Raw genomic sequence first — 20,700 nt, 5'->3', positions numbered from 1 at the left:
AGGATTTAATGTATACGAATCAAGGGTTAATAAGAAATGGATTGAATATTCAACCCATCCGTTCAAAATTATCTGCCCTGCATTGCAGACAGCATATTGCCATACACATTATTCAGACTTCCTAAGTTTTTAGCCAGTAAGCCAATTTGTTCCTGTGTCTTTTTAGCGTCTTCTACACTACCCTGCATGGTTTGTGAAGCCTGTACCAGGTTGCTGTAAAAGCCGTTCATCGCTTTTAAATGGTTATTCGTATCCTGTAACTCCAATTCGTAAATCGTATTTAAAGAAGATAAATTTTTAGTAAGCGTTTGTACCTGATCATGGAACTGCCTGGTAGATTCAGAAGCTTCGCTAAAGGTTTTTGCTGTATTGGCAGCGCCAAGATAAGCATCCTTAACTGTGTCTAATGCCTGGGAGGCGGCTTTTGTTTTAGCAGTATACTCACCGGTAACCGCAGTAATATCGGCTATATCAGACATTTTTTCAACCGTTAATCCAAACTTGCTGAAATTATCGCCTAAGCGTTGCAGATTGGCAGGGTTAATAGCTGCATCCTGCAACATCTTATCCATAGATGCCAGTGCAGGATTTCCTCCGCTAACAGCACCGCCTTTAAAAGCTTCCGCAATTTCTTTCATTTCACCACCGGGAGGCGGTAAAAATGCGTAGGCTAAAAATATTGCCGCTTCTGTTAAAAGCCCAACCGTAAGCATCACATCGGCAAAGGGTTTGTGAAGAATTTTGGCCCATGCGCCAAAAATTACTACTGCTGCGCCAACACACACTAAAACGTTAACGAGTCTTTCGGTGGATCTGTTTGTGCCTGCCATAAAAAAGAGAGTTTTTTGTTTTTTAAAGGGTTTTTCTTTTTTAGATTTCAAAAGGTAATGATCATGCCGTGTCAAGCTATATAACTTCACAAAAGCATAAATAGTTTAGTTTACAGTACAATTATTTTTTAAAATAAGCAATTGGTTGGCTGATAACCGGCTTTCCTATCTGCGTTTACCAGAAGGCGGAAGATCAATTACACAACGAAAACCAATATAGGATTTTGCTGTATCCTGGTATTCGTAAGTGCGGGTGCTCACCTGAAGAAAATAGCCTACATCCTTCCAGCTACCGCCGCGTAAAACTTTCCTTTTCATACGGGGAGGATCACTGTCTTTTGCATTCCAGCGGATATCAGGATTCATGTCGTGCTGAAAGTTGTAAGCGCCTTCATAATAAATCGAAGATGTCCATTCTGCCACATTTCCCGACATATTATACAATCCGAAATCATTGGGCCAGTAAGCGTCTGCACGAACAGGGTACAATCCTCCGTCTTCGGCATAATTACCACGACCGGGCTTAAAATTAGCCAGTAAGCATCCTTTTTTGTTCCTGAGATAATAACCTCCCCAGGGAAAAGGAGCCTGCGAACGTCCGCCGCGTGCGGCGTACTCCCATTCGGCTTCAGTAGGTAACCGGAAATCCGACTCCTGGGTTCTTTTCTGGGATTCAAGAAAACTGTTTAAATATTTTGTTCTCCATTCTGTAAAGGCAACCGCCTGCTTCCAGTTTACTCCTACAACAGGATAATTGCCAAAAGCGGGATGCGAAAAATACCTTTTTGACATTGGTTCATTGTAAGAGTAAGAAAAGTCTCTTATCCAAACCAGTGTATCAGGATAAATGGGAATGTCTTTTTTAACGATGAACTTCGAACGGGCCTGTGTTGCATTTTCTTTCCTGGCAGCTTCTTTATAGTCAAAAGTTTCCGAATGGTAAACCAATTTCCCGGCATCAATTTCTTTTTTGCCGAATATGCGGTTATCCGGAGAAACGATCATAGCATCTAATTGCTCGATCGTTTTGGGATCATTCCATTTGATGGTTTGAATTTTCTTCCAGTCGAGACTGTTGCCGTCCTTGGATTTATACCCCAGTTTATCGCCTGCAATAGAATCACGAACCCAATTTACAAACTGACGGTATTCATTATTGGTAATCTCGGTTTCATCCATCCAAAAACCGTTGATGGTAATTTGCTTGTTACGTGCAGTAAAAGCATAATTGATATCCTCATCGCTGGCTCCCATATGGAACGTTCCCTGTGGAATATACACCATGCCGGGAGGTTTGGGAAGCGTATACTTGCCTCCTGGCGCAACTCCATGCAACTGACCATCTTTTGGTAAGCCTTTAGACGATTTCAACTTGCCACAACTTGCAAACACCATGCTCAGCGTAGCAATTACAACGAGGTTAAGTAACAGGCTTTTCATTTTCATACAAATAGCTTAAAGGGTATATGGACAAATATAGATGAAATATTAATTTAAATTTTCGACGTTTTGAATATTATATTTTTTTTAGCGTACGGGGTCAAAAATACCCGGAAACACAAGTGATATAAACGATAGGCGCCCCAAGTTATTGTGCTTTTTCTCCTTTATCTTTTCCTTTCCTGCTCAATGAGTTGTATTACATCAGCCACCTTTTCTACCGGTTGTAAGCAGGAATAATTGCGGCATAAATAGATATAGGTTTTGTCTTTAACGTGCCGGCCGGTCAGCAAGGGGAAATCAGCATCGTTTCCCGGAGCAGACTGGATCACTTTATTGGGCAAATAATGCGCTGCAATATCTGAAGCAACGTCTTTATAACGATTACCCACCACCGCTATTTCATTTAACCCATAAAAAATATCATACGTTATAGCTGCCCACATTCCAAACGAGGTTGGATATTTTACAATTACTCCGTTTAAGGAAGTGCACATGGCTAACGCCCGGGCCCTCCATGCGGCATTATCAAAAACAAGTGACAAATAATGCAAATTCCAAGCCATTATTGAGTTACCCGAAGGAGTTGCACCATCATATATTTCTTTTATACGCAAAATAATATCCTGCTGGTTGCGGTGCGTATAAAAAAAGAAGCCTGTATCTTCTTCGCTGAAATTATCAATTACCAGCCCGGTCAATTGCTTTGCTCTGAGCAGATAATCCTGCTCTCCGGTGATCTCCTGCAAACAAATAAGCGCCTGCACCAGGAATGCATAATCATCTAAAAAGGCCGGATGCCTGCTTACTCCATTCCTGTATGCATGCATCCAGTTGTTTGTACCCGCATCCTTAAATTTATCCAGCAAAAATGCCATATTTTTTTGGGCGACCCGCTTGTATCTTTCATCGCCGAGGGCCGCATATGCTTTACTGCAGGCTACATTCATCAATGCGTTCCAGCTCAGCAAAATCTTGTCATCGGTTAAAGGAGGAATTCTTTTACCCCTTACTTCTAAAAGCTTTGCTTTACAGGAATTCAGTAAAGACTGCAGGGTTTCCCCGTTCAAACCGTTTTGAGCGGCAAATTCATCCAATGGCTGCAGGATCCTTAAAATATTCTTATGTTCCCAGTTGCCTTCAGCGGTGATATCGTAATATTTGCAAAAAACAGCGGCATCTTCCTGCAGTACCGCTTCAACTTCTTTCTTATCCCAAACATAATATTTCCCTTCAACACCCTCGCTGTCGGCATCCAAAGCAGAGAAAAAACCGCCCTCCTCATTCATCAGCTCGCGTTCAATAAAATCCATCGTTTCCTGCACTGTACCGGCATATAGCGGGTTTTTGGTAAGCTGATATGCCTCACTCAATACCATCATCAATAGTGCATTATCGTAAAGCATCTTTTCGAAATGAGGCACCAGCCATTCACTATCGGTAGCATACCGCGCAAATCCGCCTCCCAACTGGTCGTATATTCCTCCATAAATCATCTTATTGAGGCTGAGCAACGCCTGGTGCAACGCTTTTTCGTTCCCTGTGTGGAAAAAATGCCGCAATAACAACTGTATGGTGAATGTTTGCGGAAACTTCGGCGCCCTTCCAAAACCTCCGTCCCGGGTGTCGGCAGATTGCATGATACAGTCAAAAATGGTGTTGAGCTGCTCCGATGTTATTCTTTCCCCAACCGGTGAGCTTACAATCCCAAAAGCATTGGATTGCAACAGATGACCGGTAAGATTTTCTGCCTGTGTTTCTATTTCACTGCGTTTTTCCTTAAAAGCAGTAATAACACCCTGCAACACCTGCTGCCATGATGGCCGGTTAGGAGCCGGAGAAGGAGGGAAATAAGTGCCCCCATAAAATGGCTTTTTGTGGGGCGTTAAAAATACGTGGAGGGGCCATCCGCCGCTGCCGGTCATGGTTTGAACAGCATTCATGTAAATATGATCCAGGTCCGGCCTTTCTTCGCGGTCTATCTTAATGTTAATAAAATGCTCGTTCATGATAGCTGCGGTAGCCTCATCTTCAAAGCTTTCCCTTTCCATTACATGGCACCAATGGCAGGCGGCATAGCCAATACTTATTAATATGGGTTTATTTTCCTGCTGTGCCTTTTTTAGAGATTGTTCGCTCCAGGGATACCAATTAACCGGATTATGAGCGTGTTGCAGCAAATAAGGACTGGATTCATGTATGAGATGATTGGTGTGTACAGCCATTCAGCTAATTTCGTAAAATTACTTTATTGCCGCTTACACTACTTTTTATTGCTGTTTAAAAATTTTTCCAGAGCTGCTACCATTGAAGGTGTTTCGGGGGCAGGAGCTTTAATGTGCAGTGTTAAACCGGCTTCTTCTATGGCTCTGGAAGTATTGTTCCCAAAAGCACCTATTCTTGTTCCATTTTGCTTATACCGGGGGAAATTCTCCAACAGGCTTCTAACCCCACTGGGTGTAAAAAAGCAGATCACATCAAATTCAGATTTCGTAAGCACCTGCTTTACATCGTTGCTGATGGTTCTGTACATAAATGGCGTGGTAAATTCGCACTTATTGGCCTTAAGCCAGTTGATAATATCGTTATCCTGCTGATTTTCAGAACAGGGATATAAAAACTGTTCATTCTCCTTGTGCTTATTGATCACATCAAACAGGCTTTTGTTTGTTCCATCAGCACCATAAAATACTTTTCTTTTCCGGTAAAGGATAAACTTTTGAAGATATAAAGCAACCGCTTCGGTAATGCAAAAATATTTGGTATCCTGTGATACCGTTACTCTCAGCTCTTCACAAATGCGAAAGAAATGATCAATAGCATGCCTGCTGGTAAAAATTACGGCGCTGTATAAGCCAATATCAATTTTTTGCTTTCGAAAATCCTTTGAAGGAATGCCTTCCAGCCTTATAAACGGAAAAAACTCCAGCTCAACACTGTGTTTTCGTGCCAGTTCAAAGTACGGAGATTTATCCGAATCCGGGCGTGGTTGGGTTATCAGGACCTTTTTAATAGACATAGTAGAACTGCTTACTGCCATTTTCTCTGTTTAACTATATGTTTATCTTTAGTAGGCAATGATCCCGCGAAGTTACGAACTTCTTCCAAACAAATGTAACAGGAGTTTGTAAATCAGTAAAACCGGTACAATTTCAAAACCGCATACATACAAAAATAGATGTAACCAACTAATTCTTAATTCATTACGTAGTCCCGAAAAAGAAAGTACAAACCTGTATATTAACAAAGCCCCTAACAAAATAACCGAAACGGTAAATGCAACCTGCTGAAATGCAGGCTCTCCGAAAGCGAGGATAACCATCAACGGTATTAATAAAATTGATAATATTTTATTGACCAAAAAGACAATAAAAATATAGGTATCTGCAGCTGTTTGCTGTCCGAATATCCATCCCATTAATTTTAAAATAAAGTATTTTCCGCAATAGATCAATGCTATACTAAAAAAACACAGGGCAAACAACAGCAAAGGTCTTGTAATATTATTGGTCGTATATTCTATTACCAGGTAGCTGAAAAGCGCAGTGCTGAAAACAAAAAAGATATTAAAAAGCAGGGTTGTCATTCCGGCCTGCTGAAGCTGATCACGTATTTGTTTCTGTCTGAAAGCCGATCTCCAGAATACATTAAATACGTCGTGGAAATACTTGGGAAAGCCTAACCGCAATATGCCAAGGAAAAACAATGTTCCGCAGAAAATGTAAAACAGCTCATCCTTGTTATCCGGGCTATATCTTTTTGAAGGGGTATAAACGATATCACTGGCGGTATTATAATAAAGGTGTTGTATTATATATGGGCGCACGGCACGTCCATAAGGCAGTAATCCGGTAACGGTGTCTTTTTGAACCACTGGCCTTGGTATTGAATCGGTTCGTAAGGGCGCCTGCTCCGGTTTGACCACCTTAACCGGAACAGTTTTTTTGCGGGCAGGTTTAGGTACTGAATCTTTTACAGAAGAATCCTTTACAGAAGAATCTTTTATAATTGTTGTTTGTGAAGAAGGCAATTTTATACCGGAAGAATCATCCTGTCCGCATACGGCAGACAGTAAAACAACCTGCAAAATCACACACAATAAAATGGTTCTTCTCAATTGTTCAAATGTTTAATGCTGCAAAAATATCTGAATCCGTCATAAACTATTTAAGGCATATCATTAAAACAGGCTAACCAATCCGAAATGTATTTTAGATTGCCTTAAATTAAACGGCCTATCATCACGCTTACCTATTGCATAACTTAAATTAAATATGCCGGCTTTTGTTTCAAACGCCATGCCTATCCCCATCCCGAGGTAAGTATGACCCTGTTGCCGTATTTCGCCATAAGCATTGTTCTTTGCCCAGCCGCCATCTGCAAATCCAAAAAAATAAGAATTTAACCCTATAAAAAAACGATATTCAGCCGTTAGCACCGTATAACTGCCGGCGTAAATACTTTCTTCGTCGAAACCTCTTAATAATTTATAACCGCCTATCTGGTACATTTCATTCTTAAAAATATCATGCGTATACAGCCACCCGCCGTTTACAGCAGCTTTTACCACAGATTGTTTGCCTGCTTTAAAGTAATGTGCGCCCGATACATTGATCTTTAAAAGATAGGTTCGCATATCCAGTGTATCATACAACGAAGCATAATCGAAATCATTACCTGAAGCATCTTTTTTAATACCGGTGATGGCTGTATTGGGCCTGATTTTTCTTAGCCCTGCCGAAGCTGTAACCGTAAATTCATTTCCCTTGCGGGGATTGAACCGGTAATCCGTATTGTTGTATTTATAATTGATTCCTACATTGCTGGTGGTTACATCAATATAAGAAGGCAGCTTTTGGGTTGCTTTTACCTGAGCAGTATCTATGCCGCCGGGAAGCACATTGGTAAAAAAGCTTTGAAAAAACACTTTCCCGCTCTGTTTACCGGTTGACAGGTATTGTACACCAAACCCGGCATTCAGGTTAAGGAATGATGAATCCTTTTTTAACAGGTCAAAATTAAAGTCCAATCCAAATGCTGTATTAAACACAAAGGGATGCTCATATAACAAATGCAGGCGGGGCGATTTCACCTGTATTTGCTGCCAGTTCACCCCAATGGTTTCGCCACTGCCCAATGCATTTTTAAGATTGATATTCGCTTCGCCGGTTAGCTGCAGTTTTGTTCTGCCGGTTCCTTCTGCAGCAGGCAAAAAACCCACCAGCACATCTACCTGGCTGCTCCTTTTAGGATCAATGTACAGGTTCAGTACAGAGCCGGATCCTGTCATTGTCATGTCCCATGCTTTGATCTCCTTCAGATAAGGCAGTTCCAGCAAACGCTGGCTGACCGATTGAAGCCTGGCTTTTTTATAGGGAGAACCGTTTTCAATACCCAAATATCTTTGCAGAAAGAAGTTAGAGATCTTGGCTTTTCCATACACCCTTATGCTATCAATTTTATAGGCCGGGCCTTTCTCGGTTTTAAGCATGCCGGACACTTTTTCATTTTGTACGGTAAGGCTGTCCAATACAACGCTTGCAAAAGGATACCCATTGTTCTCATAATAATTAAGCATTCGTTCCTGCCAGTATTGCACTTTATCGAAATTCAGCACGTCTTTTGAGAAGGCTTTGCTGTTCCATCCTACAGAAGCAAGCATTTTTTTGTCGGCGCTGTCGGTATTCAATTCAACCCACTGATATGTATTGCCGATATATATCCAAATCCTGGCTGTTGATGAATCAAATACGATGCTGTCTGCCGACGCGGTAATATATCCTTTAGCCTGCAATGAGCCAACGATCTGATCAACGTACCGGCGGCAATGCTCCAGGCTGGTAAATGTGGTTTGCAAATCCAGCGTTTCAGGCCGGAAGCTGGTATCTTTGTCAACAAAAGCATAATGAAGCCTGTACTTATCCTGGGCGCCTGCATATAACGACAGCACCAGTAAAAACACTAACCCTGTAAAGCAACGCAGCCGGTTCATTACCGGCAAAACTAAAAGCATAAAACCTGAAATCAAAAATCGTTAACATTGGCAGGTATATACATCCATATTCCTTTCTGCAGGCAGGCTTGTTTATACTGCAATTTTCATTTTTCCACTTCGCTCCGGCTCAAGAACGATTTAATAAACGCTTTATTGAAAGAAATAGCTTTACGCACAGTATATAATAATGATAAAACGGTTGAAACAATTTATTTTGGTGGAGGCACGCCAAGTTTATTACCGGCAGAAGCATTGAATATGATCTTAGATGCGCTCCGCCGGAAATTTCATATTGTTCCTGATGCTGAAATTACGTTAGAGGCTAACCCCGATGATATTTCGGGAGAGCTGTTGACATCCTGGAAAAGCATGGGCATCAACAGGCTGAGCATTGGCATTCAGTCTTTTTTTGAAGAAGACCTGAAATGGATGAACAGGGCACACACAGCCGAACAATCGGTGAACAGCATTGTACTGGCGCAGGATGCAGGTTTTGATAATCTTACGATCGATCTGATCTATGGCTCACCGGGGCTCAGTGATGAAAAATGGCGGCAGAACGTTAAGAAAGCCATTGACTTTAACATACTGCATTTGAGCTGCTATGCACTGACCGTGGAACCCAAAACAGCGCTGCACAGCCTGATAGCCAAAAATAAAATGCAGGATACTGATCCCGAACAACAGGCAAGGCAGTTCACGAAGCTTGCAGAATGGTTGGAGGAAGCGGGATACGAGCACTATGAGATATCTAATTTTTCCATCCCCGGTAAAAGAAGCCGCCATAATACCTCCTACTGGCAGGGCAAACCCTACTACGGCATTGGGCCTTCGGCTCATTCATTTAACGGTACAGATACCCGAAGCTGGAATATTGCTAACAACAGTTTGTATATCAGGTCTCTTCTGCAAAATATCATCCCGTCAGAAAAAGAAAGGCTCACTACTGTACAAAAGCTTAACGAATACATTATGACGAGCCTGCGCACTATGGAGGGCATTGATCTGAACCACATCCAAAAACAATTTGGAGCAGCTTTTAGAGAACGGCTCCTGGTAGCTGCGAAACCTTATAGTGATAGTGAAAAACTGATAATACAGAACAATTGCGTAAAGCTTACCAATGCAGGAAAATTATTTGCCGATGGCATAGCAGCAGGTTTATTTGAAGATAAGCTTTAAAAATACTTTAGCCGGCTTTGTGAGATGATTTCCGGATAGCCCTGAATGCCTGGGCCGCCGCCAGTATCGCTATAATTACAAGAATAGCACCGTTGCTTAATAAACTGTACGAAAAAGGCATTTCTACGCTTTTAACACGTACAATTTACAAATTTTATTCCTGTATTTAATGAAGGAATGATGAGCGGCAATGCAGGTTTATTTTACGGTTGGTATCATACCCCGTATTCCCATATCCACTACAGGTTCGCCTTTCAGCGGATCCCATTTGCCATTGTTCACCACTTCTTTCCATTCAAAGCTTTTATTGGTAGAAAGGGATACTTCTACTATGATGTTTTCTGTTTCCTTCCCCGTGATCACAAGTTTGCCCGGTACAAATGCCGCCGTTACCACGCAGGAACCTGCAGGTACAGGTGAGGTATCAAAAATGGGGTTAACCACAGTTGTGCTGCCTTCCGGTGATTGCCCTGAAGTGGTATACGTTTCGCTGAACCCTTCGCCGCTCAATGTAGTTTCAAAACCCCAGTATCCCTGCCTGCGGTTACCGTTAACTGTGAGCGACCGGGTTTTGATGAGATAGGATTTGAGATAAGTGTTATAGCCGATGAATGAAGCTACCGTTCCTGTAAGGTCGCGGTCTATCACTATGCTATTGGTGCTGGTATCGGTAGCAATGATAATGGTAGTATCCACATGGTATTGCACTGTATAGTTCTGATAAGCCAGTGAAATACGCAACCATTCGTATTCACCGGCAGGTATATCTTTTAACGGTACCGCATAAAATACTTCATAGTTGGCGGCGCCCGCGGATCGTTCAAAATCAATAGCGGATTCTCCACCGGCATCCGTTTCAGGCGCTTTGTAAAGCACCGCCCCTTTACCCAATGGCGTTGAAGCATCGGGCGTAAGTTCAATGTAATGCGTAGCCATACTGTTGAACAGGGGGCTTTGGGCGGCATTGCCATCGTGAAGCGAAACAGGCTGACCGGTATTATTAAGCCTTTCCAGCGTTGAATCGAACCTGTAACGAAAAACCAAACTTGCTTCTGTAACCTCTCCATTATCAACTTTGGTGCAGGATGCGGCACCAATGCACAACACTATATAAGCAGCCCAATAATGTTTCATCGTATCATTTTATGGCTAACGCCGTGCATTCAAATAAAATTGCAGACGACCCGCCAAACCCCGGTCAGTTATTCAATTTAACAAAGCCGCCGTCAATAGGATAGTCGCAGCCGGTGATGAAGGAAGCCTCATCCGAGCACAAATATAACGCCAGGTGCGCTATTTCAACAGGTTTGGCCATGCGGCCGATAGGCTGGGTTTTAGACAACTTCTCGAACATTTCTTTCTCCCTGCCTGCATAATTTTTTGCCAGGAAACCGTCTACAAAAGGCGTGTGCACCCTTGCCGGGGAAATGCAGTTACAACGAATGTTATAGCTTAAATAATCTTTAGCCACCGATAAGGTCATTGCACCCACTGCTCCTTTGGCAGCCGAATACACAAATCGGTCGGGAATACCCACCAGCGCAGCAATAGAAGCCATGTTCAATATGGAGCCGCCTTTTTGTTTCATAAAGGGGATGATTTCATGCAGGCAATTGTATACGCCCTTGATGTTCACCGCCACTACCCGGTCAAAATCTTCTTCAGCGGTGTTGTCGGCCTGCCCGATATGAGCGATGCCCGCATTGTTCACGAGTACATCTATTGCCGCATGTTTTTGAGTGATCTGCGCTACCACGGCTTTCACTTCCTGCTGAACAGCGATATTGCATTTGAAGAAGCTGCTTTTCCCGCCTTCCGCAGTGATCTCGTCAACAGTGGATGCAGCCCCTTTTTCGTCCATCTCAAGAATATACACGATAGCACCCTGCTTTGCAAAGGTTGTGCTGATGGCTTTGCCTATTCCGCTTCCGCCGCCTGTAATAACAACGGCTTTATTGTCTAATCTGAACATGAAGGAGATTTATGATTTGAGATTTGAGATTTCTGATTTCTGATTTGAGTCAGGGGTTACAGGTTGCAGGTTTCAGGTTATAAGGCACTACTTACCACTTACCACTTACCTTACCACTACAACGACACTCCTCTTTTCCATGGAATGAAATCATCCTGGTTCAATTGCACGGCTTTGGGAATTTCTTCCCCGCTGGCCGCCCTGATGCAATATTCCAGTATCTCCTCGCCCATTTCTTCAATCGTTTTTTCCCCTTCAATAATAGCGCCGGTATCAATATCTATTATATCCGGCATCCGTTTGGCAAGGGAGGAGTTAGTGGCTACTTTTATAGTAGGGCATACCGGGTTGCCGGTGGGCGTACCCAGTCCGGTGGTAAAAAGGATCAATGTAGCGCCGGAAGCCGTTTTGCCGGTAGTGGCTTCCACGTCATTGCCCGGCGTACATACCAGGCTCAAACCGGATTTGCTTACCCTTTCCGTATAATCGAGTACATCTGCCACCGGGGAAGTGCCGCCTTTTTTTGCAGCGCCTGCCGATTTGATAGCATCGGTGATCAGCCCGTCCCTGATGTTGCCGGGGGAAGGGTTCATGTGAAACCCGGAACCTACCTTTTCGGCCATTTCGTTATAGTCTCTCATTAACCGCATGAACTTCCGGGCAGTAGCTTCATTAACTGAACGGTCAACCAGTTCCTGTTCTGCACCGCAGAGCTCAGGAAACTCAGCCAACAAAATTTTCCCTCCCAAACCTACTACCAAATCAGCGCAATAGCCAACAGCAGGATTAGCCGATATTCCACTGAAGCCGTCGCTTCCCCCGCATTTTACACCAATGCACAATTCTGTAAGCTGCGCCGCCTTTCTTTCCAGTTTATTCAGTTCAATAAGTCCTTCAAATGTTTTGCGGATAGCGTCTGCCACCAATTGTTCTTCACTTTGCGAGCGTTGCTGCTCAAATACATGCAGCGGCTTATCAAAACCGGGATCACGTTCTTTCAGGTATTTCAGGAAATCCTGCACCTGCAGGTTCTGGCAACCGAGGCTCAAAACCGTTACACCACCCACATTAGGATTATCGCAGTAAGCAGCAAGCAACCTGCCCAGGGTTTCGGCGTCCTGGCGCGTACCACCGCAACCGCCCTGGTGATTGAGGAATTTGATGCCGTCAATATTCTTAAATATCCTCTGTTGAACCGGATCCGGCTTTATATCCCCAATCTGAAAACTTTCCAGGTCACTTCCTTCCCGGTAAGCTTTCACCAACTGCCGGGTGTACGACTTGTACTTATCGGTTACCGCATAGCCCAGCTCATTGTGCAGGGCTTCACGGATCACGTCCAGGTTGCGGTTCTCGCAAAAAACCATGGGAATGAACAACCAGTAATTGGCCGTGCCCACCCTGCCATCACTGCGATGGTAGCCGTTAAAGGTCCTGTTTTTGAACTTAGACACATCCGGAGCGTGCCATTCGTATTTTACGCCACGATAATCGTATGCGCCGGCAGCATGTTTGGTATTTTCGGTAGTCATCCGCCCGCCGCGCGGCACATTAAACTGTGTTTTACCTACCAGCACACCATACATGCATACTGCATCACCGGTTTTCATATCATCAATAAAAAACTTATGCTTGGCATTAACATCGTCAACCAGGGCATAACTGTTTCCGTTATGCTCAATCACTTCGCCTTTCTTCAGGCTGGTAAGGGCAACCAGTACATTATCCTTTGGATGGATCTTCAGAACGCTTGCTTTCATGGTTCAAAATAATTACGTAGAATATTCAGGGCTTGGTATCAAATCAACAGCGAAATTATTGAAATGGAGGGGGATAATAAAAATTGAATTTGGATGGATGCGGTGAGTATAATAAGGCCGGAAAATTCTCGCAGCAGAAGTTCTGCCTGTCAGAAAAAAACCACCCCGCCAGGCAGTGTATGGTCAAACCTGCCTTTCGTAATCCTGTATGAAGGTAGCATTGCCTCAAATATTCCGGAGAACCTGCTTATCTCCGTTGAGTCGTTGGAGATCAGGAATGCCCTGTGAAAATAGATGCTTCCTGTTCCTTTTTCACCAGACTTATGATCAAGCACAAAATATCCATTAACTCCGTCTATCGCCAACCTTTTACCTTCCAGCAAGTTGAAATCTGTGTAAGAAAAACCTTTCTTAACAGATAATATCAGCTCAATCGAATAGTGTTCGTAAGACTGTCCATCCGCAAACCAGCTTACGATCAGGGTATCATTATCTGTTGCGAGGTTGTTTTTGCGCAAATTTATATCATAATCACTACGTCCAAACAAGATGCCAGTTATTCTATCCTGTGTACGGAAAGGACTCCCGTTAATATAGCAGGACATTACGTTATTACCTCTGTCGGAGAAGACAGATAAATTTTTGGCGTCATTGTCTTCCACAAATACCGTATGGTTCTTCCGGCAGGATACAAAGACTATTGCTATAGCCAAAACAAAAAAGCATCTCACCAGGATAATCATTTTCATCTGTTTCGTTTTTTGAATTCAACAATATAGCCTGTATTTATCGCCAAAATGGCCGGGGTTGCATAGTAACGGTTGTTTTTGCTTTCCGTTATTGGTGGCGAGGAGATGTCGGCCTGAAAAAACAGGTAGCCAACATTAATCCTGCGCCTGTACTGAGTGCCGGCTCCCAAAAATGTTCCTTGTTTTTTGAATGAGATGTGCGGATTAAGTATGGTGTATTTATCACTATCAAAATCATCATGCTTTACTCTTATACGGTAATGTATAAGCCCGGCATTAACAAAAAGAGAGATCATGTTCTTATCAGCCCAGGAAATAATCCTCCACCTGTTTCCCAACGTAAGCGCAACCGAATATGATCTTTTTTCATAGCTTGTTGTAATTGTTAAGGGCAGTCCCGGACCGGCACTGTAAGCAACATCAGTACCTGTGCGTTTGTAAGGAGATGCGCTTCCCCTTACCCCTATTACCATCTGATATGCAGACTTATGGATCACAGGATACTGCAAGCCAATGTTTACCTGGCTAAGAGGCAGTTTCCCGGCAAGGTCAATGCCATAGCCTACATACGGCTCAAGCGTGTTTTGTGAGCGCGATAAAAAAGGGAGAAGGAAAAGCAAAGCAAGGCTTATGGGTTTAAGTGTATTCATTGGTATATGAACGATTGAACCAAATGACAGTCAAAACAATCAAACCGTTGCCCGCCTTCCTGATATATGTTTTCTGCTGTTATGTTAACCATAATATGCCGCACCATTTCGTGAATAGTGAATAGTGAACTGATTCACTATTGACAATTACCTATTCACCCGGCCTATACGACCTGTTTTAATTAACACACCTCTATCTTTTCTTTAGCCACGCAACCCGGAAAAACGGCTTTCTATTGCTCTTAACCACTTTTCACGCTTTTGATCCGATACAAATTTTACCATGCACAAATTAATCCATTTCCTTTTAGGAAAGCCGATCTTCCAAAATGTACCGCGCAGCAAGGCATACTTAATGGCATTACCAAAAAATATACGATATAACAATGCAGGCGTATTTTGAGTAGTGATAATGGTCGTGCTCTTCAGCCTGGTGAACCTGCTCACCATTTTTAATCCATTGCGTGCATAATCATAGCTGATGCCCGGGAAAATCATATTTTGCTTATTCGCCATACAACCCGGTTTTATTGGCATTGAAATTACAGGTAAATGCCGATACCCTCAGCGCACAAAGCTGATGGTTTCAGGCTGATCCGCAGGAGTTCCTGATTTTCAATTCCGCATTAAAGATCACTTTTGCAGTTGGCCGCTTCAGGTCGCCACTGCGTTGAAAAAGCAGCTCCGTTGCCCGCTTTCCGATGTCATATCCCGGTTGCCGCACAGCGGTTAAGGGAGGATTCAGAGAAATGGACCAATGCATATCATCAAAACCCACCAAAGCAATGTCTTTGGGAATGGAAAACCCTGAACGGTGTATCATTTCAAGCGCCCCTAATGTGATCAGGTTATTCCCGGTAAACAAGGCTGTGGGAGGCGGTTCGCTTTTTAATAATTCCTCACTGAGCCGGAGACCGCTTTCATACATGGAGTCTCCATATTTAACCAGTTTTTCATCCAGGGGAATTTTGTTTGCATGCAAGGCATCCCTGTACCCATTCAGACGTTCAACGCTCGTAGGAATTTGCGGTAACCCGGAAATAAAGGCAATACGCTTATGTCCCAATCGAATTAAATGCTGAACCGCCTCATAGGCGCCTTTCCGGTTGTCTACCAATACAACATCCACATCGGTGCCGGTAAGTTCACGATCCACACAAACGATGGGCAGGCCGGACTCAACCATTTTCGATACTTTCTCCTCCAGTCCAAGTACCGGAACAACCACGAGCCCGTCAATAGATTCTGACTGTAGTATATTCAAATAAAGCTTTTCCCGGGATTCATCCTGCCCGAAATTGCAGGTAATAACCACGTATTCATGCTTAAGGGCATAATCTTCAACTCCCCTCAGCACATCCACATAAAAGGGATTGTTAATATCCGGCAACACCAACCCAATGATCTTTCCATTGCCTTCCTTCATTCTCAATTTGCTTAACCTGCGTGCAACGCGGTTAGGATGAAAATTTAGTTTTTTGATGGCATTTTGAACTTTCACGCGGGTTTTCGGATCCACTAACGAGGAATTGTTGATCACCCTGGATACCGTGGCAATGGAAACTGCAGCCAGGCTGGCAACATCTTTCAAATTACTCATGAGGACTGTAAGCGTTTACATTTATAAAATTGATTACCCGCAACAAATCTATAGGCCCCTGGCGAGAAAACGAACTTTTATCATGAAAGCGTTTACATTATAACAGATCCGGGCAAAACAAAGGACAAAGGATTTCCTGACAAAACAGGCAACGGTAGTATCTGCGCCGGAAAAAGTAGTATCATAGTTTACTGCATTTTTTCAAAAAGACGACCGAATCCACTCCAGTTAAATGAGGTGTTTCATTCTTAATTTTACAGTTCTTTTATTTTAAGTTTACCTTGTCTTTTAGCATCTCCCCAGCCGGCGAATATCAGATTTTTGTCAACTTCTTTTTTTGGAAAAAAATAACTGGCAACACTGCCTACTCCCAGAATGATCAAATGTGTATATACGCCCAGCATGAGTTTGTGATGCGTAAAATTAAGATCGCCCATATCTACAATAATCTGCTCGCCGGTTCCCGATCCGATTGTAGTTGAAGTTAAAATTGCATATCCGGTGAATAATACGCAAACCAGTATCGCCACGTTCAGCCCTCCTTTGTTGGCCCATGGAACGAAGAATCCCAGAAGGAATATACCAGCAATACCGCCCGAAAAGATGGCATAAAGAACAAATACAATTCCCAGCACACCTTCATTACCTGCCAAAAGATATAAGGAACTCATAAACACGGACAATAAGCCACATAATACTACTAATGTTTTGCTGGTGCTAAAATAGTGCTTATCCGTTCTGTTGGGTCGCCACCGCTTGTAATAGTCTTCCAATCCTACTGCAACCAAAGAATTCAGGGCAGCAACGGTTGACGCAATCGCAGAGGCAAGTAATGCAGAGATAACCAGCCCTACAATCCCGAGAGGAAATTTACTCATAATAAAATGGGGGAAAACCCCGTCGGGTCTCATATTCTCAGGCAGCTCTCCCGGATTCTTATGATAATAGACAAATAAGACCGTTCCGATAAACATAAATATGATCCATACCGGCACAGTGAGCAATGCACCCATTAAGGTAGCCTTAATGGCAGACCGGTTTGAGCCGGCCGACAGGTATCTTTGCACTATAGTTTGATCAGTAGCATATTTCTGAATGGCATAAAAAATACCATTAATAGCCATTACAATAAAGGTTAAACGGGTAAAGTCAATATCATACGGACCGAATCCCACCCTGTCATTCGCTTTGGCAACGCTCCAAATCTCAGGTAGTCCGCCCTGTATACTGAATATCAGCATTACGAGGCATACCAATCCACCTACTATTAACAGGAGCCCCTGGATAACATCTAACCAGATAACCCCCTCCATTCCTCCTAAAAGCGTAATAATAATAATGGTACTGCCAATGATCCAAAGCACTAAAAAAGTAGATATCCCCATCATTGAAGATACAGCCAGCGCCAACAGAAACAGTGTAGTTGCCATGCCGGAGAAACTGTTAAGAACGAAACCAAATGAGCCATAAAACCTGGCGAAATACCCAAACCGCTTCTCAAAGTATTCATATACGCTTAACCCGATTACCTTCCTGTATAAAGGAACAATAAACCAGATCGTTGTGAACAATACCAACGGAACCATAAGCCCCTGCACCAGAAGGATCCAGTTGGAGGAATATCCCGCTCCCGGATAAGCTAAAAAAGTGATGCTGCTGACAAGCGTCGCTAAAATAGATATCCCGATGGCCCAGGCAGGGAATTTTCCGCTTGCCTTAAAAAAGCTGCCGGTGGAATGCTGTCTTTTGTAAAAATAAACCCCCACCGCAACAGCAAAGAGAACTGAAACGATGATGATACTATAGTCGACAAGATGCACCGTTTTATATTCCATGCATTTATTTTCTAAGATTTGAAATCCCAGATCGAGTCCGGCCATCTGTAGCTGCCGGGCTTGAATGTGATATGTAATGCCGTATTCCCGGGCACGCTTGTTCTTATCACTCCGTCGGCAAGTTCCCGTTGAGGATACAGCTTTTCCAGCCGCATCTCATGTAGTATGGATGAAGCAGTTGACCCACCCTCCAGCACCAGTTCCTGAACAGGCAGCCGCTTCATCACTTTTTCTACCACTTTAGCCATATGCCTGCTTATATTTCGTCCCTGTTCCTTTGAAGCATAAACTGCCCCCGGATCGACAGCAATGATCACATGATCATGAGTAGCGAACAAAGAAATAATATCGGCCACCCACTGATCCTGCAAATTGGAAAGAAGCGTTCCATCCACCTGTAATAATTCCCGAGGCATAAGGCTCACAGGCGCACCTTTCGCCAATACCTCCGCTACCATTTTCTTGCTTTTTGAAAAAGAGCTCCCGCAAACCAAAAGCATGTTCCCGCTAAAATATGCTGTTGGTTTTTCAAACAGGCTTTTCCGGTAAGGATATTGCAGATGTTCCAATAAAGCCAGGAAGAAACTTGAGGCGCCTGCTATCAGGGTATGGTCATCTATTCTTTCGGCCCATAGCCGCAAATCATCTGAGCTCAGCGCTTCGCCGATTATGATCCCTTTATCCGGAAGCGGAGCGTCTGTTTTTGCCACAATAATATTAAAGTTCTCTTCATCGTAACCATTGTTAAATTTCAAAATATCTATCACATCAGAAGAAGGTATCCTGCCTGAATTTGCCATCACAAATTCCGGATCATTGCCAAAGCCCGTTTCATGCAATCTCACATCCTTTAAATAATACATTCCGTCCTTTATCACCCTCCCTAAATGCGGGTTAGCGGGAATGACCAGGGCTCTTTGTTTCTTCAGCACCTTCATTTGGGCCAGTAATTCCGCTATAATATGTCCTCTTAATACCGAATCAATTTTTTTGTAGATCAGTTCCGGCTTTAACTTCATCAACTGGGCAGTAATAAGATGAATATCATGGATAGCCTCTTCCCGGGATTTTGACCGGGTATCCGTAACAATGATCAGCAAATCGGTGCCGGGCTCGATACTGACCCGCGTTACTATTTCTACTTTCATCCGGAAACGGGTGCCCAGACCTCCGATTTCCGCGGCGCCTGTAAAATCATCGGCAATTACAGCGATCATCTATTGTTTTTTTTAGTTGAGGCTAACCTTATTGCATAGTCTATGGCCAATAACATGGCATCGGCACTTGCCAGATCCCTGCCTGCAATGTCGAAGGCAGTACCATGATCTACAGAAGTCCGGATAACGGGAAGCCCAAGGGTAATGTTAACCCCTTTAACGCTTTCCATCTTTTTGGCGTCATTATTCCATTTAAAACCTGCCAGCTTAAAGGGGATGTGCCCCTGGTCGTGATACATGGCGATACAGCCATCGTAATAACCTGTAACAGCCTTTGTAAACATCGTATCTGGTGGAACGGGGCCCTCCACGTTAAATCCAAGCTTAACCGCTTCTTTAATTGCGGGAATGATCTCTTTCTCTTCTTCATCACCAAAAAGCCCGGCGTCGCCGGCATGCGGATTAAGACCCGCTACACCAATCTTTCCATTGCGGATACCCATTTGGCGCAGGCCGGTATCCAGCAGCTGTATTACGTCTAATATTCTTTCCTTTTTCACCAGGTCACAGGCCTGCCGCAGCGATACATGTGTTGAAATATGGGCAACCCTGAAATTGCCATCCACCAGCAGCATAGCGTATCGTCTGGTGCCTGTATAATGCGCATAAATTTCGGTATGACCCGAGAAATAATGCCCCGCCTCATTGATCGCTTTTTTATGGATAGGCCCCGTTACTGTTGCATCAATCTTATTATCGAGCGCAAGCTGAATAGCCGTTGTAACCGCTTCAAAGGCGGCATTACCTGCCATTGCAGATACTTCACCGGGTTCCAGCGCGCTCATATCCACGTTGTTGAGGTCATATACATCTATTGTGCCGGGTTGAAAACCGGCGGAGCTTATATCATGAACAGGGTTTACCTGCAGCGCCAGACCCATATCTGCAATGCACGACCGGATCACTTTTGCATCCCCTATGACCAGGGGGCTACACTGATCAAAAGCTGTATGGCTGCCCAGCGCTTTCACTGCTATCTCTGGCCCTACCCCCGCCGGGTCGCCCATGGTGATTCCTATAACCGGCTTATTGTTTTCCATAGTCCGTTAATCCAATAGTGGTTTTAAATTAGAATAATAGGCCAGGAATTGTGCTTTTAACGTTTCCTCTTCCTGCGCACCAAGGCGATTAAGGGGAGGTAACACAAAAGTTTCGCACAAGCCAATGGCTTTCATCATCACTTTCAGAGCCGACAGCGAATCCGGCAACGGCCTGCCCTGCTGGTAAAGCTGCCCTACCTGGTCTGATATCACCTGCATACTTTTTGCCTCCCGGTCATCGCCATTATGCACCGCACGATACAGCCTGCTGTATACCGACGGAACCAGGTTCGCCGAACTGGGAACCAGTCCGTCAGATCCCCATTTTAACCCGTCAAATGACCTGGCGGCCCAGCCGATAAAATGACTGAAGTCTGCCCTATCCTTCCAGCGTTCGGCCGATTCCCTTAGCCGTTGCTCATCTTTTTCT

At 43.7% G+C, this 20,700-nt stretch carries 18 protein-coding genes; 1 reads left to right on the top strand and 17 read right to left on the bottom strand.

The window, feature by feature from the left end:
• Positions 1-68: 68 nt before the first annotated feature.
• The 6 genes from porL to PLH26_RS04570 form a co-directional block, all read right to left on the bottom strand.
• Entirely contained in the window at positions 69-830 is a 762-nt protein-coding gene (gene porL / locus PLH26_RS04595; protein ID WP_324555383.1) for a type IX secretion system motor protein PorL/GldL, read from the bottom strand.
• Positions 831-995: 165 nt separating this feature from the next.
• Positions 996-2,276: a T9SS ring complex lipoprotein PorK/GldK gene (gene porK / locus PLH26_RS04590; RefSeq protein ID WP_324584815.1), complete on the bottom strand. Its 1,281-nt coding sequence runs from the start codon at positions 2,274-2,276 to the stop codon at positions 996-998.
• Positions 2,277-2,437: 161 nt separating this feature from the next.
• Positions 2,438-4,495 carry a thioredoxin domain-containing protein gene (locus tag PLH26_RS04585; RefSeq protein ID WP_324584814.1) on the bottom strand — a complete coding sequence of 686 codons (2,058 nt, stop codon included), beginning with the start codon at positions 4,493-4,495 and terminating at the stop codon, positions 2,438-2,440.
• Between the two features lie 38 nt (positions 4,496-4,533).
• Entirely contained in the window at positions 4,534-5,310 is a 777-nt protein-coding gene (locus PLH26_RS04580) for a uroporphyrinogen-III synthase (protein ID WP_324584813.1), read from the bottom strand.
• Positions 5,311-5,361: 51 nt separating this feature from the next.
• Positions 5,362-6,387, bottom strand: coding sequence for a DUF4271 domain-containing protein (locus PLH26_RS04575; protein ID WP_324584812.1), 1,026 nt, complete (start codon positions 6,385-6,387; stop codon positions 5,362-5,364).
• A 63-nt stretch (positions 6,388-6,450) separates the two neighbouring features.
• Entirely contained in the window at positions 6,451-8,283 is a 1,833-nt protein-coding gene (locus tag PLH26_RS04570; RefSeq protein WP_324584811.1) for a BamA/TamA family outer membrane protein, read from the bottom strand.
• 27 nt (positions 8,284-8,310) lie between these two features.
• Here PLH26_RS04570 and hemW point away from each other — a divergent pair, with 27 nt between their 5' ends.
• On the top strand, positions 8,311-9,447 hold the full coding sequence (gene hemW / locus PLH26_RS04565; RefSeq protein WP_324584810.1) for a radical SAM family heme chaperone HemW: 1,137 nt from the start codon (positions 8,311-8,313) through the stop codon (positions 9,445-9,447).
• A gap of 198 nt (positions 9,448-9,645) precedes the next feature.
• Here the strand turns inward: hemW and PLH26_RS04560 are convergent, their stop codons facing one another.
• The 11 genes from PLH26_RS04560 to PLH26_RS04510 all read right to left on the bottom strand — a co-directional run.
• A complete protein-coding gene (locus tag PLH26_RS04560) occupies positions 9,646-10,581 on the bottom strand; it encodes a hypothetical protein (RefSeq protein WP_324584809.1) in 936 nt (311 codons plus the stop codon).
• A 64-nt stretch (positions 10,582-10,645) separates the two neighbouring features.
• Positions 10,646-11,419 carry an SDR family NAD(P)-dependent oxidoreductase gene (locus tag PLH26_RS04555; protein WP_324584808.1) on the bottom strand — a complete coding sequence of 258 codons (774 nt, stop codon included), beginning with the start codon at positions 11,417-11,419 and terminating at the stop codon, positions 10,646-10,648.
• Positions 11,420-11,535: 116 nt separating this feature from the next.
• Positions 11,536-13,179: a UxaA family hydrolase gene (locus tag PLH26_RS04550; protein WP_324584807.1), complete on the bottom strand. Its 1,644-nt coding sequence runs from the start codon at positions 13,177-13,179 to the stop codon at positions 11,536-11,538.
• A 149-nt stretch (positions 13,180-13,328) separates the two neighbouring features.
• Entirely contained in the window at positions 13,329-13,928 is a 600-nt protein-coding gene (locus PLH26_RS04545; protein ID WP_324584806.1) for a hypothetical protein, read from the bottom strand.
• On the bottom strand, positions 13,925-14,578 hold the full coding sequence (locus PLH26_RS04540) for a hypothetical protein (RefSeq protein WP_324584805.1): 654 nt from the start codon (positions 14,576-14,578) through the stop codon (positions 13,925-13,927). Before PLH26_RS04540 ends, PLH26_RS04545 begins: the two co-directional genes overlap by 4 nt.
• Positions 14,579-14,782: 204 nt before the next feature.
• Positions 14,783-15,094 carry a hypothetical protein gene (locus PLH26_RS04535; protein WP_324584804.1) on the bottom strand — a complete coding sequence of 104 codons (312 nt, stop codon included), beginning with the start codon at positions 15,092-15,094 and terminating at the stop codon, positions 14,783-14,785.
• Positions 15,095-15,164: 70 nt separating this feature from the next.
• Positions 15,165-16,178: a LacI family DNA-binding transcriptional regulator gene (locus PLH26_RS04530; protein ID WP_324584803.1), complete on the bottom strand. Its 1,014-nt coding sequence runs from the start codon at positions 16,176-16,178 to the stop codon at positions 15,165-15,167.
• 254 nt (positions 16,179-16,432) lie between these two features.
• Positions 16,433-18,013 carry a sodium:solute symporter family protein gene (locus PLH26_RS04525; protein WP_324584802.1) on the bottom strand — a complete coding sequence of 527 codons (1,581 nt, stop codon included), beginning with the start codon at positions 18,011-18,013 and terminating at the stop codon, positions 16,433-16,435.
• Between the two features lie 11 nt (positions 18,014-18,024).
• Complete coding sequence (locus tag PLH26_RS04520) at positions 18,025-19,230, bottom strand: four-carbon acid sugar kinase family protein (RefSeq protein ID WP_324584801.1); 1,206 nt, start codon at positions 19,228-19,230, stop codon at positions 18,025-18,027.
• The gene (gene pdxA, locus PLH26_RS04515; RefSeq protein ID WP_324584800.1) at positions 19,227-20,270 is read right to left on the bottom strand and encodes a 4-hydroxythreonine-4-phosphate dehydrogenase PdxA; all 1,044 of its coding nucleotides are present in this window, start codon (positions 20,268-20,270) and stop codon (positions 19,227-19,229) included. The genes PLH26_RS04520 and pdxA overlap by 4 nt, the downstream gene beginning before the upstream one ends.
• A 6-nt stretch (positions 20,271-20,276) precedes the next feature.
• On the bottom strand, positions 20,277-20,700 hold a 424-nt coding region (locus PLH26_RS04510), incomplete at its 5' end, for a dihydrodipicolinate synthase family protein (protein WP_324584799.1).

Origin of the sequence: Agriterribacter sp. (assembly GCF_035444585.1) — a bacterium.
Taxonomy (GTDB): Bacteria; Bacteroidota; Bacteroidia; order Chitinophagales; family Chitinophagaceae; genus Agriterribacter.
Note: the sequence above shows the minus strand (reverse complement) of the source record. Positions and strands in the feature narration are given on the sequence as shown.

Bases quoted from the DNA above. Each gene is read 5' to 3' on its own strand.
- porL (WP_324555383.1), bottom strand. From the start codon at position 830: ATGGCAGGCACAAACAGATCCACCGAAAGACTCGTTAACGTTTTAGTG.
- porK (WP_324584815.1), bottom strand. From the start codon at position 2,276: ATGAAAATGAAAAGCCTGTTACTTAACCTCGTTGTAATTGCTACGCTG.
- PLH26_RS04585 (WP_324584814.1), bottom strand. From the start codon at position 4,495: ATGGCTGTACACACCAATCATCTCATACATGAATCCAGTCCTTATTTG.
- PLH26_RS04580 (WP_324584813.1), bottom strand. From the start codon at position 5,310: ATGGCAGTAAGCAGTTCTACTATGTCTATTAAAAAGGTCCTGATAACC.
- PLH26_RS04570 (WP_324584811.1), bottom strand. From the start codon at position 8,283: ATGCTTTTAGTTTTGCCGGTAATGAACCGGCTGCGTTGCTTTACAGGG.
- PLH26_RS04560 (WP_324584809.1), bottom strand. From the start codon at position 10,581: ATGAAACATTATTGGGCTGCTTATATAGTGTTGTGCATTGGTGCCGCA.
- PLH26_RS04555 (WP_324584808.1), bottom strand. From the start codon at position 11,419: ATGTTCAGATTAGACAATAAAGCCGTTGTTATTACAGGCGGCGGAAGC.
- PLH26_RS04550 (WP_324584807.1), bottom strand. From the start codon at position 13,179: ATGAAAGCAAGCGTTCTGAAGATCCATCCAAAGGATAATGTACTGGTT.
- PLH26_RS04545 (WP_324584806.1), bottom strand. From the start codon at position 13,928: ATGAAAATGATTATCCTGGTGAGATGCTTTTTTGTTTTGGCTATAGCA.
- PLH26_RS04540 (WP_324584805.1), bottom strand. From the start codon at position 14,578: ATGAATACACTTAAACCCATAAGCCTTGCTTTGCTTTTCCTTCTCCCT.
- PLH26_RS04535 (WP_324584804.1), bottom strand. From the start codon at position 15,094: ATGGCGAATAAGCAAAATATGATTTTCCCGGGCATCAGCTATGATTAT.
- PLH26_RS04530 (WP_324584803.1), bottom strand. From the start codon at position 16,178: ATGAGTAATTTGAAAGATGTTGCCAGCCTGGCTGCAGTTTCCATTGCC.
- PLH26_RS04525 (WP_324584802.1), bottom strand. From the start codon at position 18,013: ATGGAATATAAAACGGTGCATCTTGTCGACTATAGTATCATCATCGTT.
- PLH26_RS04520 (WP_324584801.1), bottom strand. From the start codon at position 19,230: ATGATCGCTGTAATTGCCGATGATTTTACAGGCGCCGCGGAAATCGGA.
- pdxA (WP_324584800.1), bottom strand. From the start codon at position 20,270: ATGGAAAACAATAAGCCGGTTATAGGAATCACCATGGGCGACCCGGCG.